The 14,648-nt window shown below is 50.9% G+C and carries 16 protein-coding genes; 4 read left to right on the top strand and 12 right to left on the bottom strand.

Annotated elements, in window-relative coordinates; genetic code table 11:
* Positions 1-173: 173 nt before the first annotated feature.
* Genes ACYVBJ_RS13100 through ACYVBJ_RS13115 form a run of 4 tightly spaced genes read right to left on the bottom strand, consistent with a single transcriptional unit; the run spans position 174 to position 3,932 of the window.
* The gene (locus ACYVBJ_RS13100) at positions 174-1,463 is read right to left on the bottom strand and encodes a family 1 glycosylhydrolase (RefSeq protein ID WP_460982755.1); all 1,290 of its coding nucleotides are present in this window, start codon (positions 1,461-1,463) and stop codon (positions 174-176) included.
* Between the two features lie 10 nt (positions 1,464-1,473).
* The gene (locus ACYVBJ_RS13105; RefSeq protein WP_460982756.1) at positions 1,474-1,650 is read right to left on the bottom strand and encodes a hypothetical protein; all 177 of its coding nucleotides are present in this window, start codon (positions 1,648-1,650) and stop codon (positions 1,474-1,476) included.
* A 26-nt stretch (positions 1,651-1,676) separates the two neighbouring features.
* Positions 1,677-2,048 carry a hypothetical protein gene (locus ACYVBJ_RS13110; RefSeq protein ID WP_460982757.1) on the bottom strand — a complete coding sequence of 124 codons (372 nt, stop codon included), beginning with the start codon at positions 2,046-2,048 and terminating at the stop codon, positions 1,677-1,679.
* Positions 2,049-2,081: 33 nt separating this feature from the next.
* Positions 2,082-3,932, bottom strand: coding sequence for a glycoside hydrolase family 2 protein (locus ACYVBJ_RS13115; protein ID WP_460982758.1), 1,851 nt, complete (start codon positions 3,930-3,932; stop codon positions 2,082-2,084).
* A gap of 290 nt (positions 3,933-4,222) precedes the next feature.
* Between ACYVBJ_RS13115 and ACYVBJ_RS13120 the strand changes: the two genes are divergently transcribed.
* Positions 4,223-4,705 (top strand): response regulator, encoded by a 483-nt coding sequence (locus ACYVBJ_RS13120; RefSeq protein WP_460982759.1) that lies wholly within the window; start codon positions 4,223-4,225, stop codon positions 4,703-4,705.
* 105 nt (positions 4,706-4,810) lie between these two features.
* Here ACYVBJ_RS13120 and ACYVBJ_RS13125 read toward each other — a convergent pair whose 3' ends face one another.
* Positions 4,811-5,650, bottom strand: coding sequence for a response regulator transcription factor (locus ACYVBJ_RS13125; RefSeq protein WP_460982760.1), 840 nt, complete (start codon positions 5,648-5,650; stop codon positions 4,811-4,813).
* 1,069 nt (positions 5,651-6,719) lie between these two features.
* On the opposite strand from ACYVBJ_RS13125, the gene ACYVBJ_RS13130 reads away from it, so the two are divergent.
* On the top strand, positions 6,720-7,397 hold the full coding sequence (locus tag ACYVBJ_RS13130) for a response regulator (RefSeq protein ID WP_460982842.1): 678 nt from the start codon (positions 6,720-6,722) through the stop codon (positions 7,395-7,397).
* An 89-nt stretch (positions 7,398-7,486) separates the two neighbouring features.
* Complete coding sequence (locus ACYVBJ_RS13135) at positions 7,487-8,899, top strand: sensor histidine kinase (protein ID WP_460982761.1); 1,413 nt, start codon at positions 7,487-7,489, stop codon at positions 8,897-8,899.
* A 21-nt stretch (positions 8,900-8,920) separates the two neighbouring features.
* Here the strand turns inward: ACYVBJ_RS13135 and ACYVBJ_RS13140 are convergent, their stop codons facing one another.
* The 7 genes from ACYVBJ_RS13140 to ACYVBJ_RS13170 all read right to left on the bottom strand — a co-directional run bounded on the left by ACYVBJ_RS13140 (position 8,921) and on the right by ACYVBJ_RS13170 (position 13,362).
* Positions 8,921-9,175 carry a hypothetical protein gene (locus ACYVBJ_RS13140; protein WP_460982762.1) on the bottom strand — a complete coding sequence of 85 codons (255 nt, stop codon included), beginning with the start codon at positions 9,173-9,175 and terminating at the stop codon, positions 8,921-8,923.
* Between the two features lie 114 nt (positions 9,176-9,289).
* On the bottom strand, positions 9,290-9,526 hold the full coding sequence (locus tag ACYVBJ_RS13145) for a hypothetical protein (RefSeq protein WP_460982763.1): 237 nt from the start codon (positions 9,524-9,526) through the stop codon (positions 9,290-9,292).
* Positions 9,527-9,661: 135 nt separating this feature from the next.
* Positions 9,662-9,946 carry a hypothetical protein gene (locus tag ACYVBJ_RS13150; RefSeq protein ID WP_460982764.1) on the bottom strand — a complete coding sequence of 95 codons (285 nt, stop codon included), beginning with the start codon at positions 9,944-9,946 and terminating at the stop codon, positions 9,662-9,664.
* 37 nt (positions 9,947-9,983) lie between these two features.
* The gene (locus ACYVBJ_RS13155) at positions 9,984-10,355 is read right to left on the bottom strand and encodes a hypothetical protein (RefSeq protein ID WP_460982765.1); all 372 of its coding nucleotides are present in this window, start codon (positions 10,353-10,355) and stop codon (positions 9,984-9,986) included.
* 102 nt (positions 10,356-10,457) lie between these two features.
* On the bottom strand, positions 10,458-12,053 hold the full coding sequence (locus ACYVBJ_RS13160) for a peptide chain release factor 3 (protein ID WP_460982766.1): 1,596 nt from the start codon (positions 12,051-12,053) through the stop codon (positions 10,458-10,460).
* Positions 12,054-12,194: 141 nt separating this feature from the next.
* Positions 12,195-12,572 carry a DUF423 domain-containing protein gene (locus ACYVBJ_RS13165; RefSeq protein ID WP_460982767.1) on the bottom strand — a complete coding sequence of 126 codons (378 nt, stop codon included), beginning with the start codon at positions 12,570-12,572 and terminating at the stop codon, positions 12,195-12,197.
* Positions 12,573-12,702: 130 nt separating this feature from the next.
* Positions 12,703-13,362: a YggS family pyridoxal phosphate-dependent enzyme gene (locus tag ACYVBJ_RS13170; protein ID WP_460982768.1), complete on the bottom strand. Its 660-nt coding sequence runs from the start codon at positions 13,360-13,362 to the stop codon at positions 12,703-12,705.
* A gap of 182 nt (positions 13,363-13,544) precedes the next feature.
* Here ACYVBJ_RS13170 and ACYVBJ_RS13175 point away from each other — a divergent pair, with 182 nt between their 5' ends.
* Positions 13,545-14,486: a hypothetical protein gene (locus ACYVBJ_RS13175; RefSeq protein WP_460982769.1), complete on the top strand. Its 942-nt coding sequence runs from the start codon at positions 13,545-13,547 to the stop codon at positions 14,484-14,486.
* Positions 14,487-14,648: the final 162 nt, after the last annotated feature.

Consider the following 14,648-nt stretch of genomic DNA (forward strand, 5'->3'; position numbering starts at 1 on the left):
TATATGTATAAAACGAAACGTGGCGTCGACCGGTTCGTTCCGATCAACGCCACAAAGGTTGCCCGATCCAGGCGGCTTTTCGTTACAGAATTGCCGACGAATGGTATATATATTTACTGGTTATCGGCGACGAATGGATCACTCACTCACCCTACTACGTAACGCCGGTTTCGCTACGACACCAGCACCGGCTCCTGCCACCAGCCCGGCCCTTCGGGTACTAGTTCCCGCGGATTTTTGCCGGTTGCCAGCCGTTGAATTAAGTCGGCTAACTCCGTAGGTCGTGGCTCTCCCGAACTCAGGTCAAATGCCCCGGCTTCGTAGTGACCGTCCTCCCGCGTCAGCAGGCAGTGCCAGTCGTAAGAGCCCAATAGCGCCCAGGCAGTAACGGCCCGAACGTCGACTCCGGCTTCTTTGGCCTGCTGGGCTTCCTGCCACATATCCCAGAGCCATCGCATCTGTTCATCGACGGTGCAGCCTAAATGCGCTTCGGTAACAGCGATGGGCAGATGGTAGCGTTCCCAGGTTTGCATCAGCAGCCCCGCCAGTCCAATACGTTGTTCGGGAGCAGCCCGCACAACCTCCGTATCGACGTACCGATGGAACTTGTTACCACAATGCAGATGCGGAGGATAATCCACCAGGTTCTCGTCGAGGTAGCGCTCACTGGTGATGTAGTGGTTAACACCAATTACGGAAGGTGGACACGGGTTTTCAACCAGAAACCATAAATCATTTTCGGGGATACCGACCCGCCGAAAATAATCCCAGAAGGGATGGCCCGGTTTAACCAGCCCGCAGAGCAGATCCCAGGTGAGCCAGCGCCGGTTATTCTCCCAGTCGGCCTGACAAGTCAGTAAGGGTGTGCTATGCGTCTGTCCTAAATCGTCCGTCTGGATAAGCTGCGCGTCGGGCCGAACAAGCCGGATCTGCTGCATGGCCTTAACCGTAGCTTTGCACTCGCGAATCAGGATTTCGGCAAATACCCGATCCGACTGCGTATGTGGATACCAGAATCCGTAAAGCCCGGAGAAGCGGGCGGTGGTAAGTGGTTCGTTGATGGGCGTATAGGCGTTCACCCAGGGGTAGCGTTCAGCCACTTGCCGGGCGTATTTCGGAAGCTCTTCCTCAAACGCATGGGTATCGAAGGTTGCGTAGCAGGGGCCGCATCCGTGATGCACCAGACCGACAATGGGATTAATCCCCAATTGTTGAAGCATGGGGAGTCGCTCATCGGCCCATTGCCAGTTCGGTTTGTCGGGCCCACCCAGCATCGTACGTTCCCACAATAGCGGATACCGCAGCGTTTTAAGACCTAATTCGGCCAGCAGCCGCAAATCGCTGGGTCGGTCGTGGTGGCCATTGCGAATTAATTGATCCTGATACCGCTCCCCTACCCGGTTCACGGTACATTCGATACCACCCCATAAAGCCATCGGTGCGGTTGTAGTGCTTATAGCCATATTCAGGTGTTTACTGTTCAGCAATAGCGGATAACTGGGACTGCAGGATCCGTTGCATACTAACCCGGGTTTTGTCCCATGTGTTTTCGCGCAGGTAAGTATCTACGTCTGCCCAGTCGTTGGATTGGCGCTCTACGTGCCGGGCAATTGCCTGTTCGAAGGCGGCAGCGAAGTCGGCAATAAGCACCGGCGAAAAACGCCCGTAGGTACGTATTACGCGGCATCGTACGACTTGCCGAACCCGCGCTGCTCCCAATTGACCACCACAAACTGCTTTTCCAGCGTATAACCGACCAGCAGAGAAAGTTCAGGCAAACCTGGCCCCCTGTGCAGAAACAACAGAATCGGTTTTCGCCGGTCATGCCCCCGAATAAGCAGCCACTGTGTAGTACCATTGATCTGCACCGTCAGCAGTTCAGCAACGCTGTTGGGCAAGGGCTTACGGTCCTCATCCAGAATCGGACTGGTTTTGCCGGGACTCTGCCAGGCTATATAGCCAACGGCGAACAGCAGCACCCCAACAACGCTCCGCAACACCCACCGGATCATAGGCCACAACCAATTCATCCGTGGCTTACTCAGCATGGGGCCAGTACGTGTTCATACCCGGAAGCCGATCTAAAAGTCACCCGTTTCGAAACCGCCCGAACCCAGCAAACCAGCAGCCACGGACAATTCACCCGTATGCGGATCAATCAGGCCGTTCCGTTCGTCTTCAATATTGGTCGCCTGCGTGTATACGTCACCCGCAATCGGCCGTTTGCGCATCTCCTGCTTGAACAGCCGAATCCGTTCTTCGCGCTGTTCAGCGTCCTGCGGTCCACCGTAATCAGCGAATCCAAACCCGCCCCATTCGCTCACGATGAGCGGAACCTGACGCCGGTAAAAGAACGGATCGCCTACGACCAATGGGAAAGCGGCCACCCCTTCCAGATCGCCCGCAACGAGCCGATCGAGTAAATAACGCCAGCGGTCCGGATCGGGGGTATACAGGTGAGCCGTAAGCAGGTCGGACTTAAGCCTTCCTTCATACGAGATGTGGTGCCAGCCATCGTTATCGACCACCAGAAACTGCGGGTAAGCAAGCTGCATATAGTGGTACATATCAATGATGTATTGGCGCGTTTCAGTATTTACCGCAATATCCTGCGCTCCCCAGTCTTCGTTGTACAAACTCCAGATCACTACCGACGGATGCGTGCCGATCAGGGAGACCATCCGTAAGAGTTCGGCGCGGTGATTCTCCCGGCTGCGGGGCGTTGAGCTATGGGGGCTCGGTACTTCCACCCAAAGCAGGAGTCCGAGCTTATCGGCCAGGTTATAAATCCGGGGGTCAACCCCGGCAATGTGAACCCGTACCAGGTTACAGCCCAGATCCTTCATCGACTGCATATGGCGCTTCATCTCCTCGTATGTAGCCGTGCCGGGCTGATACAGAATCCCATCCAGATAAACCGGCTTGTTGTTCAGATACACACAGCAGCCGCGGGCTTCTATCTTCCGAAGGCCAAACTGCGTTTCGATCTGGGCGATATAACCGTTGCTATCGATCAACTGGGCCACGAGTTTATACAAGGTCGGCGACTGGGTCGACCACAACTGCGCGTCGGGCAGCCCAAGTACCACCCGCTGCTGCTTTTGGCCAGCTTCCAGTTTCAGCGAAAAGTCAGACGTGGCCATTGGCTCCGAATCCAGCGGAGCTTTCCGGTCAAACACCTTCAGCCGCAATGTGTAGTTGCCCGGATCGTGAATGCGGGTCGAAACCGTAAACCGCACCAGATCATCTTCCACAATACTCACGACGCCAATTCGGGAACGTAGCCGGTTACGCTCAACCGTTTCCAGCCACACGCTGCGCACAGCCCCGGTATAGGTCTGGTACCAGATTCCGCCCCGCTTATACACGTGCGACTCCTGCTTGCCACGGGGCGTTTCGGCATCCATTGTATCGGCAATACGTACCGTAAGCCGGTTTACGGGCCGAAGAAGTTCATCGGCCAGTTCGTACGAAAACGAGGTATACTCACCGTAGTGAATCTCTTCACCCTCAATGGTCTGAAGCAGGTAGCCATTCAACCAGACCCGGGTTTCGTAACCACAGGCTCCGAAGGTGAGCTGAATTATCGACAGATCGGCCGGTTCAGTACGTTCGGGCAGGGCGAACTCCCGCTCATACCAGACAATTACCCGATCCTGCCAGGCGGCCGGATGTGGCAGACCTTTTGCCTCAGCCATGTGTTCTTCAACAGAACCCGGCCAATGCGCTTTCTGCTCGTACTTGTAGCCCAGATACCATCGGTCACGGAGGCCACAATCGTCCGTATCGAAGGCAATTTTCCACTCGCCATCGAGCAGAATATGATTAGTCGGACGTAGTACCGCTCTGGGTAGTGGATTTATAGGCTCGTCGAATGTAGCGGCTTCTTCCCGGCTTCGGGCGAAGCTAAAATTAGATTGGTGGTCAAGCATAGCAAATCAACCAAATGCCGTCTTTTCGTGAGTTTAGATACTTCTCCTAACGAATTTATCATCAGATCAACCCGAATTACTGCTTGAACGGCCCGGTGGAGTACCCTCTGCGCTACTTCAGGTATTTGCCAGAGCGGCCAGCTGGCCAACGAACCCAAGGCGTTTCCAAACTCAATTTCTACCGTAAATAGTGCGTATTTGTTGAGGTCCGCAAGCGAATTTAGGTGGGTAACATAGTGCTTAAACCGAATAAAAGGCTATTTTTGGTAATTAATTAAGTTGAACAGATTATGATAAACCGGCGCATCCAGCCGACTAGCCAGCGGAACTTTAACCACGCCAGCATTTTAGTAATTGATGACAATTCTGATCAGTGGCATTTAATCGAAAAAGCACTCGAACAGTTTCTGCCGGAGGTACAGGTGATTTGGTTCTCCACAGCCGAAGAAGCCTGGCACTATTTGAATGACTGTACCCTCCAGGGTAATGACCTGCCTAAGCTAATTTTGCTCGATTTGTACCTACCGAACCGACAGGACGGATGGGAATTGCTGAAAGAACTGAAAGACCCAGCGTCGTCTTTCAAGCAGGTTCCCGTAATCGTACTCAGCTACTCCAACGACCCGCAGGATATTACCAAATCTTACTATCACGGCAGCACCTCCTACCTGACGAAGCCCGACACAAGCCAGGCCTGGATCGACTTCGGTAAAAACCTGCGAACGTACTGGTGGGAAACCGTAACCCTACCCAGTGATCGTTTCATGTCTTAACGGCCAGCCGATACCGGTACGTAACAACCAGATTACGCACGGCTCTATATGCAACAGTCCAGGCTGAGCAATTGCTCAGCCTGGACTGTTGCATATAGAGCGCTCTTACCCTAATAAGGCGGTCGGCAGGGCAGCAAACGACAGCCAGTACTGGCATATACGTTCAATTACCTTTGCGAACTCATCGTTGTCGGCCATCTGCGGGATGACCGAATTAGCCCCGGCAGCGTAGCACACTTCTATATCATTACCCGACTGGTCGTTGATGAACACAACAGTGGGGATCATCCGTAACTGCTTATTGCTTTTAAGCTGCTCCAGCGTACCCAGCCCGGCCCAGTTCACCGACCGCACATCGAGCAGAACCATGGCTGGTAACTGCTGCGAGGCTGTTTGAGAAACGTAGTCCGTCAGGCCCGCCCCATTGGCGAAGAACCGGACCGTGCAATGCGGCCACTTCTCTTCCAGAAGCTGCCTGATCAATACGCTTTTTACGTCATCTTTGATCATAGCGTACACCTGCTGGTTTGGCACCGTAACCACTTGTTTAGCCACCCCAGCATTGTATTCCGACTGGCCATACTGTGGTTCATCGGCCGCTGACCGCGTCGTAACGATCTGCGTAAATTCTGAATGTTCGAGCAGGCTATCAGCCACCTGGCTCCAGCGCCGACGGCTTATGGGCAATATGGCTCCCCCCTGCATAGTTATAGAACCCGGCGTTTTGGTTCGGGCTGGACTTTTGATCTGATGAACATACTTAGGATTCACCAGGGCGGTCTTATGCACCCGAATAAAAGCGGGCAATAGTATTTCAAACGAAGACAGGGGCTTCGATAAAAGCATCGTTCCCCCATTCCGAAAATGCAGCCACGTATAATTGCTGGCCCCGGTCAGATGGGTGATTGAACCCTGGTGATTCACCACTTCATTGATATGCTTCATATTATACCTACTTGTTGAGCTTCTTTTTTGTTTATAGTGCACTCAAAATCCCCTGAGCAGCAGGCCCAGTTGAACATCTTCTAAGTATAGATTAAGATTATTTTCGCCACCTGGACGTTTACATACGAAAGTCCTTGCCGACGTAACTAACGTGCAAAAAAGGCAGTGGGTGGGCCGCTTGAAGACGTTAAAAGTTTGTTACGATTGCTACTAATAGTAAATTCCATCCGGTTCGAAACGGACTGACATTCGCGCTACGTCCTAAAAATACAAGTTGAGAATGGCATTAATACCGCCTTTGCTGGACAGCAAGCCAATAACCTATTATATGGCGTCGAGCTGCCCGGAATCACTGTGGGTATTCCCCTCGGGCTACGAGGCTTACTCCAACGGGGGCTGCGCACAAAACAAACATATCGCATATCACCAATATGATTAGCGATATGCCAATAGCGAACCTACTCACACTCTCCATCTTATCACTTATTTCCTCTGCGTTTTACGGCAGGAAGTGCAGTCTGCTATGAAAAATAGCGCAATATTTTTTCAACATTAGGTAATTTTTAACTACGTATTAACGTTAAATTAATAAGAAGTTCGCAAATTTGCGATATTACGTAGCCGACCAAAGTTTGAGGTCTTTTTGCGCTACTAAAGAAATTGCTTAGTTTAGCATAACGATCCTTTACAAAGGGAAGGTTGAACATCAAGATTTGGCGGCCGCCCGGTCGCCAGTCTTGAAATGGTGTGGATAGAAGCGGAAAGCCGCCCCGAAATTTCGGGACGGCTTTTTTGTTGTCTTGCGTAAGGCAGTAAGCTAGGTTTAACCCATATTTAACGTAGTTTTCAAGCGCTTTTAATCTATCGGCTCGAACTTCCGGCGTTCAGTCAAACACACCTGTAGCAGTACGTACTGGCGCATCGTGTTCCCGCTCAACTGGCCTTAGTCAGCACTATAATTTTGTACTGATCTCGCCCTGAAGCCGTTGACCCGTATCCATATCTCTACGTTTACTAATAATTCCGTTTCCCATTTTCAAATAAGAAAAGAGCTATGTATGTTGCCGATATGAAGATCCTGGTGGTAGAAGATGAGCCCAAACTGGCTTCGTTTGTGAAGAAGGGGTTAGAAGAACAAGCCTGTGACGTTGACGTTGCGTTCGACGGGCAGGTTGGCCGCGCAATGGCCCTCAATAACCTGTACGATGTAATCATCATGGACATTAACCTACCGAAAATGAATGGCTTCGACGTCGTTCAGTCGATTCGGAAGCAGAAGGTCCTTACGCCTGTGCTGATGTTGACGGCAATGGGCTCGGTTGATGATAAACTTACCGGCTTCGAAGCGGGTGCTGATGACTATCTGGTAAAGCCCTTCGAGTTTCGCGAGCTGATGGCCCGGCTCCGTGCCCTCACCAAACGCGGCAGTGAAGCAGGCGTTCAGGCCAACGTCATGAAAGTAGCCGATCTGGAACTGGACATGAACGAAAAAGTCGCCCGCCGGGGCAGCAAACGGATAGAGCTGACGGCTAAGGAGTTTGGCCTGCTCGAATACCTGATGCGCAACCGGGGCCGGGTAGTCTCACGCGTAGACATTGCCGAAAAAGTCTGGGATATTCATTTCGATACCGGCACCAATGTCATTGATGTATACGTGAATTTTCTGCGCAAAAAAATTGATAAAGACTTTCCCCATAAACTTATTCATACGGTAATTGGCATGGGCTATATGCTTAAAGAAGAGTAAGCCCGAGCGCCTTACCCTGGACCAGCTGAGCCTGGCGTTTCCTTTTCGGAACACGCTTTTTTGGGCTTATTCTATTATCGGTTGAAGACATGAATATTCGTACTCGCCTGACGCTGCTGTTCGTGTTGCTGGTCGCTTCGATTATGCTGCTTTTTACCGTATCGGTGTATTATCTGTACGATCAGTTCAGGCAGCAGGAATTTGAAAACAGGCTGAAAGAACGAGCCGTTACTTCGGTGCGGCTCCGCGAAGATGTCGGCGAAGTTGCTCAGGCCGATTTGCCCCAGATGAATGACGAGCAGATCACGATTTACAATAGCTCGGGTAAGGTGGTTTACAATCAGTACAGTCAACGTCCTCGCTTTGCGATCCCTACCGATTTCCTCAATACAATTAAAGCTGACCAATACCGGTACTTTCGGACTAATGACCTGGAAGCGGTTGGTGTCCGACATATAAACGCCAAAGGGGAACCCCTGACGGTTGTTGCATCGGCAAATGATCGGTATGGGTTAAGTAAACTCGACGTACTCCGGCGCATCCTGTTTTTTGGCTGGATTTCGAGTCTCCTGATTGTCGGAATTGCAGGCTATTTATTTGCCAGCGACGCACTTCGGCCCGTATCTGAACTTATCGATCAGGTAAACACAATTTCGGCGACCAACATCCACGAACGGCTGCGGGTCGGGCGGCAACGCGACGAGTTGGCTGATCTGGCGCATACATTTAACGACATGCTGACCCGGCTCGAAGAAGCATTTGTATCCCAGAAAAGTTTTGTTTCCCACGCATCGCATGAGTTACGTACTCCCCTGACGGTTATGATGGGCCAGATTGAAGTAACGCGTTTACAGGCCCGCTCGACTCACGAATACGAAGCGGCTTTTGATGCGTTACTGGACGAAGTAAAAAGTATGATCAGGCTCGTTAATGGCCTGCTCGAACTGGCCCGCGCCAGCGCCGATGCGGCTATGCTCAACTACCAGCCCGTGCGAATCGATGAACTGTTGTGGCTGGCGCAAAGTCAGATTCTCCAGAAACGAGCCGACTATCAGATCGATATTGACTTTGATAACTTGCCCGATCACGAAGAAGAGCTGGTAATCAATGGCGAAGAGTCGCTGCTGCAAACGGCCTTTCAGAACCTGATGGAAAACGGCTGCAAATATTCACCGGACGGGCGCGTTTCAGTACGTATTTCATTTGAACTCGGACAGGTTCATCTGACCATCAGCGATCACGGCTACGGCATACCGCCGGATGACCTACCCCATATTTTCGAACCGTTCTACCGGTCCAATACCACTATGACCGTGAACGGTCACGGCATTGGGCTTGCACTGACCGAGCGGATTATTGAACTACACCGGGGCAAGATTGTGGTAGACTCTACGGTTGGCCAGGGAACCACTTTCCGCATTACGTTCCCCATCGCCTACCGGGCTACCGCTCTCTCGCCAACGGGCTTTTCGGAAGATCAGCCGGTCAAAACCGACTATTAAAGCAAACGCCCGACAGGATAGTCAGGCGTTTGCTATTGGCGGAGACCAGGCATTTCTTTTAGCCTGTTCTTTAGCTTCTTTGGCAGCTTTTGAGGACTGTTCGGCTTCCTCTTCTTTGACTTTATTGCCCGTAGCCCTAGCGTCCTGCTTCATTCCTTTCGCCTTCTCTTCAACAATTTTTGTGGTTTTCACTGCTTCCTTACGCGTTACGTCCTGTGCCAACGCATCACTGGCCAGTAGCAGCGTACAGGCTGCCACATACATTAGGTATTTCATACCGTTGTCAGTCTGGTTGCGCCAGTAAACCGGTTAGTGCCGAAGAAGTTATGTCTTTGCGCACGAAAAAAGCCCTTCTTTTCAGGAAGGGCTTTTTAATAGAATACCATCCGGTTATTGGCTTGTGACTTTCTTCTCAGTCTTTTTCATGCTCTTGTGCATGTGCTTCATCTCCTTGGCCGCATCCGCTTTTGCTTCGTTGCCCACACTTTTGGCATCTTTCTTCATCTGCTTAGCGTCCTGCTTCATTTCTTTATTCGCGGCCTTAGCTTCTTTCTTCACCTCATCCTGCGCAAACGACACGCCGGTCATCAGCAAGATTGCGACTATTACCCCAATTATCTTTTTCATACGGCAGTGAGTTAAGTGTGTTTAATCAATTACGTTTTCACGTACAGAAACAGGCTAATCGACAAAAGGTTATTAAACATTTATTAAACGTCGGTTCTCCGTCAAAGCTGACCAGAAGCCGACGTAATGCGTCCATCAACTGTTGCCGTTGTTTGTTTTCGGATTCTTTACGCGCCCGCCATTTTCTGTCGGTCCCTGAACGCGCGGCTTACCACTTTGCGGCTTTGCAGGCTGAGCAGGCGTACTCCGCTGGCCGTTGAACTTTTCGGCGGCCACCTTAGCCTTTTCTTTATCACTGACGCGGGCCGCACTGCCATTGTACGGCGAGCTGCTTTTTACGCTTTCCCGCGACTGGCCAAACGCAACGGCAGGTACCATCAGGGCCATCAGGACGGCGACTTTTAGCAATGTATGTTTCATAACAATTGAGTTAAGAGAAACGTAGCCTATAGACAGCCTATCGTTGATTATCGACTTTTGGTTTTTTCTTTTTCGCCTTAACCGGGCTTGCTCCCGTGGTTGTGCTGCTGCGGGCGTCAGTCGAGGTCGTTGTAATGCCGCCGTTTCCAGCCGGGCCAACCGCACTGCCTGAACCATAGTTCTGGTCTACGGTGTTGCCCGTTCCGGCAGTCGGAGTAGTGCCGTTATTTGGATACGTATTGGGGGAGTTGGGCCGGGCGGCATTGCCGGAGCCCTGGTTAGTCGACGGGCTTACGCTCGTGTTGGTTGTCGACCCGTTGGTCGATGAACTCTGGGAGGAGTTCTGCTGGGCTGCGGCCGAACCGGTAATAGCAAGCCCAAGGGCGAAGGTGGCAAGTATTGTTTTCATCTGCGTTGAGTATGGTTATGCACTTTTCCTGTACATAACTCTACTCAACAGCAGTAGTTCAAAAAAAGCAACTAACCAAGCCTGCGGAAGCACTTGTTTCCGTTAGGCCGTTACGTTAAATTCAGAGGTCAGGTGAAACTGAATGTCTGGATTGTTTTGCTGATTCATCCGCAGCATCCAGTCTGACTCGGCCAGAAAAACAGGGTTGTTGTCTTTATCGTAGGCGATCTGATTGCCTTTCAACCGAATAAACTCGGCCAGTTTAGCCGGGTTCTCCGCCGTAATCCAGCAGGCTTTCGTATAATTCAGAGGCACCCAGCGGCATTTAGCACCATATTCATTTTCCAGACGGTACTGGATCACCTCAAACTGGAGTTCACCCACCGTACCCACGAACTTGCGGTTACCCAGTTCAAGCGTAAACAATTGCGCCACCCCCTCGTCGGTAAGCTGCTGAATCCCTTTGTCCAGTTGCTTCGACTTCATAGGGTCCAGGTTCACCAATTCTTTGAATATCTCGGGTGAAAAGCTCGGAATGCCCTGAAACTGTAACTCCTCGCCTTCCGTCAACGTATCGCCGATCTTGAACGTACCTGTGTCATACAAACCCACTACGTCCCCCGGAAAACCTTCTTCGACCACGCTCTTGCTATCGGCCATAAAGCTAAAGGGAGAGGCAAAACGAACGTTTTTGTCCAGCCGCGTATGGTGGTAAAACTTACCCCGCTCAAACACGCCCGAGCAGATACGCAGGAACGCAATCCGGTCGCGGTGGCGGGGATCGAGGTTGGCGTGAATTTTAAAGACGAACCCGCTGAAGTTCTTCTCGCCGGGTAACACCTCGCGCTTATCGGTCGGGCGGGCAATTGGTTCGGGCGAAATCTGACAGAAGCCTTCGAGCAGTTCTTTTACACCGAAGTTGTTAACGGCCGACCCAAAGAATACCGGTGCCAGCTTGCCATCCAGATACGCCTGCCGATCGAACGTATCGTAAACGCCCTCGATTAACTCAACGTCTTCGCGGAGTTGGGCCGCATCCCGCTGGCCGACTTTCTCATCAAGCAGCGAATCTTCGAGCTCAATCGGTAATACGTCGTCCTCGACTTTCGTCTTGTTAACTTTAAAGAAATATAATTTTTTCTCGATCAGGCTGTAAACACCTTTGAAATCAGAACCCATATTCACGGGCCAGGTCATCGGGCGCACGCGGATGTTCAGCTTCTCTTCCAGCTCATCGAGCAGGTCGAACGGATTCTGTCCTTCGCGGTCGAGTTTGTTGATGAAAATGATAACTGGTGTGTCGCGCATCCGGCAGACTTCCATCAGCCGCTCGGTTTGCTCCTCTACGCCTTTTACGCAGTCAATCACCAGGATAACACTATCGACAGCGGTCAGTGTCCGATACGTATCTTCAGCAAAGTCTTTGTGGCCAGGCGTATCCAGAATATTGATTTTCAGATTATCGTATTCAAACGTCATGACCGACGTAGCGACGGAGATACCCCGCTGCTTTTCGATCTCCATAAAGTCAGACGTAGCCGACTTCTTGATTTTATTCGACTTTACAGCTCCAGCGGTTTGAATGGCCCCCCCAAAAAGCAGCAACTTTTCGGTCAACGTGGTTTTCCCGGCATCGGGGTGACTAATGATGGCGAAGGTCCGCCGACGGGCGGTTTCTGCCTGTATATTCGTTTGCATTATTCTCAGAATCAGACGACAAAGATACGAAAAAAGAGGGAGAAAAGGGAGTAGTGGGAAGAGAGGGAAGAAGGGGAATCAAGACCGCAAAAAAAGACTCTCCCTCTTTTCCCTTTCCTCCCACTACTCCCATTTCTCCTTCTAAAAAAACGCCCACAGCAGCAGCGCCCAGCCTGCAATCATGGCCACTCCACCAATAGGCGTAATGGCTCCTAACCACGTAATGCCAGTGAAACACAGGATATACAGTGACCCGGAAAAGACCAGCACCCCGCCCAGAAACGAATAGCCCGCCCAGTTGAGGAGCTTAACAATCGCCGGATTACTGCCGAACAACTGCATCAGCACCCCGATAAGCACGAGCGCCAACGCGTGATAAAACTGGTATTTAACCGCCGTTTCAAACGTAGCCGTCCGGCCCGTAGACTCCAGCATGGTACGTAGCGCATGAGCTCCAAACGCACCGAGGGCAACACCCAGCAGCCCCAAAACCGCTCCCGATTGAATGAAAAATTTCATATGATTAGTCTAAACCGCAAGGGCGGCCCCGCAGGATTGAGAGGATTAGATGGATTTACAGGATTTGTTCCTACAGAAACTACGAACAAAATCTTGTCCATCCTTTAAATCCTCTCAATCCCGGTTTTGATTAGTTTCTTGATCCAAAAATAGCGCTCCCTACGCGAACCAACGTACTTCCTTCTTCGACGGCAATCTGATAATCGCCACTCATCCCCATCGAAAGATGCCGGAAGGCTACATTCGGTCGCGAAATAGCGGCTAACTTATCGTACAACTGCTTCAATCCCCGAAACTCCCGGCGAATTTGCTCGGTATCGTCTGTGTTGGTAGCCAGACCCATCAGCCCTACAATACGAACGTTACCCAACGTATCAAGTTCCCCGGCATTCAGCAGCGCTTCAGCTTCCCCGGCCAAGAGGCCAAACTTTGTTTCTTCATCGGCAATATAAATCTGAAGTAGACAGTCAATAATCCGGTTGTGCTTGGCGGCCTGCTTGTTGATCTCCTGCAACAACTTCAAGCCGTCAACAGAATGAATCAACGTAACAAACGGCGCAATGTACTTCACTTTATTCGTCTGCAAATGACCAATTAAATGCCACTCAACGTCGGCGGGCAGTTGGGGGTGTTTGTCCACCATTTCCTGCACCTTGTTTTCGCCAAAGCGCCGACAGCCAGCCTCATACGCTTCCTGGAGCAGCGCAACCGGCTTTGTTTTTGTAACGGCAATGAGTTGAGCCCGCCCGTGCAGCTCCGTTTCTATCTGATGAATTGTATCCGCGATCATAAGCACCTGGCAGCGAATGCTGCCCTGTTTCTTTATAAAGATTGTGCAAAGATAAGTTTGAGAACTACGCAGAAAGGCGTAGTTTTTGGCCCTAAAGCATTTGAAGAAGACAATAATTGCACGGGTGTTTTAGTTTTGGAATGGATTTTAAGTGCAACCCTTCTGCTTAGTTTATGACTCCAATGGAACCTAGACCTCAAACCCAGAACAGTAGTCGTAGTTATTTATTAGCCGCGTTACTGATCTTGGCCGCCTTAAACGTACTTCTTCTTTATTTTTATTACCAGGAACGTCAGGATAGCAAAACGAAAGACGCCAACATTGCCGCCAAAACCGAGGAAGTACTCACTACGAAAACAAAACTCGACTCTATATCGGCCCAGTTAGACGCTAAAATTGCAGAAATTCAGCAACTCGGTGGCAGTGTTGACTCGTTATTAAAAGTAAAGCAGCAACTGGAAGTCGACAAGCGCGAACTACGTAACGTCAACTCGTTCGATAGCCGTAAATACGACCAGAAAATCCGGAATTACCAGGCTCTGCTGGCTCAGAAAGACCAGGAGATTACCCGTCTGAAGCAGGAAAATGGTGCATTAGCTCAGCAGAACGAAACGCTGACGCAGGAAAATAGCGGCCTGAAAGCCGAACGGCAGGCGTTGAACGACTCCGTAGCAGCCGTCTCGGCCAAAAATCAGGAACTGAGCGAGAAAGTTAGTATTGCCGCGGCCTTACGTGCAGAAGAGATCGTAGTTACGGCACTTAATTCGCGCGGTAAAGAACGGGATGGCGGCAGCTATAAAGCCAAGAAAATCGACAAGATTAAAGTATCAGTACGAATGGCACCGAACGGGTTGGCCCAGCAGAACGATAAAGAGTTGTACATGCGGATTCTGGACCCGATGGGAGCCGTCATATCGGATTTAGCCACCGGCTCGGGTGAATTTACGTATAATAGCCAGGGCATGATTTATACCGCTATGCAGCGATTCACGTTCGATAACAGCCGTCAGCGGGTGGACTTTATATATGGTCGGGGTGCACAGCGGTTTAACGAAGGCCGTCATACTATCGAAATTTACTGCGAAGGCTTCCGCATCGGCGATGGCGAGTTTACGGTAAAATAAGAGGAGGAAAAGGAGACGGAAGGAGGAGAGAAAAATAAAGGACTAGGAGAACGCAAACGACGTTAATCTCCCTTTCTTCCCGTTCCTGCTTTCTCCCTGTCCTCCTTTTCCCAATTTCCCCTTGCGTTATTTCTCCTTTTTTTGTACCTTTGCGCCCTCATT

The organism is Spirosoma fluminis (genome assembly GCF_054778895.1).

Excerpts from the sequence above, each read along its gene's own strand:
- ACYVBJ_RS13100 (WP_460982755.1), bottom strand. The coding sequence starts at position 1,463 with ATGGCTATAAGCACTACAACCGCACCGATGGCTTTATGGGGTGGTATC.
- ACYVBJ_RS13110 (WP_460982757.1), bottom strand. The coding sequence starts at position 2,048 with ATGCTGAGTAAGCCACGGATGAATTGGTTGTGGCCTATGATCCGGTGG.
- ACYVBJ_RS13115 (WP_460982758.1), bottom strand. The coding sequence starts at position 3,932 with ATGCTTGACCACCAATCTAATTTTAGCTTCGCCCGAAGCCGGGAAGAA.
- ACYVBJ_RS13120 (WP_460982759.1), top strand. The coding sequence starts at position 4,223 with ATGATAAACCGGCGCATCCAGCCGACTAGCCAGCGGAACTTTAACCAC.
- ACYVBJ_RS13125 (WP_460982760.1), bottom strand. The coding sequence starts at position 5,650 with ATGAAGCATATCAATGAAGTGGTGAATCACCAGGGTTCAATCACCCAT.
- ACYVBJ_RS13130 (WP_460982842.1), top strand. The coding sequence starts at position 6,720 with ATGAAGATCCTGGTGGTAGAAGATGAGCCCAAACTGGCTTCGTTTGTG.
- ACYVBJ_RS13135 (WP_460982761.1), top strand. The coding sequence starts at position 7,487 with ATGAATATTCGTACTCGCCTGACGCTGCTGTTCGTGTTGCTGGTCGCT.
- ACYVBJ_RS13140 (WP_460982762.1), bottom strand. The coding sequence starts at position 9,175 with ATGAAATACCTAATGTATGTGGCAGCCTGTACGCTGCTACTGGCCAGT.
- ACYVBJ_RS13145 (WP_460982763.1), bottom strand. The coding sequence starts at position 9,526 with ATGAAAAAGATAATTGGGGTAATAGTCGCAATCTTGCTGATGACCGGC.
- ACYVBJ_RS13150 (WP_460982764.1), bottom strand. The coding sequence starts at position 9,946 with ATGAAACATACATTGCTAAAAGTCGCCGTCCTGATGGCCCTGATGGTA.
- ACYVBJ_RS13155 (WP_460982765.1), bottom strand. The coding sequence starts at position 10,355 with ATGAAAACAATACTTGCCACCTTCGCCCTTGGGCTTGCTATTACCGGT.
- ACYVBJ_RS13160 (WP_460982766.1), bottom strand. The coding sequence starts at position 12,053 with ATGCAAACGAATATACAGGCAGAAACCGCCCGTCGGCGGACCTTCGCC.
- ACYVBJ_RS13165 (WP_460982767.1), bottom strand. The coding sequence starts at position 12,572 with ATGAAATTTTTCATTCAATCGGGAGCGGTTTTGGGGCTGCTGGGTGTT.
- ACYVBJ_RS13170 (WP_460982768.1), bottom strand. The coding sequence starts at position 13,362 with ATGATCGCGGATACAATTCATCAGATAGAAACGGAGCTGCACGGGCGG.
- ACYVBJ_RS13175 (WP_460982769.1), top strand. The coding sequence starts at position 13,545 with ATGGAACCTAGACCTCAAACCCAGAACAGTAGTCGTAGTTATTTATTA.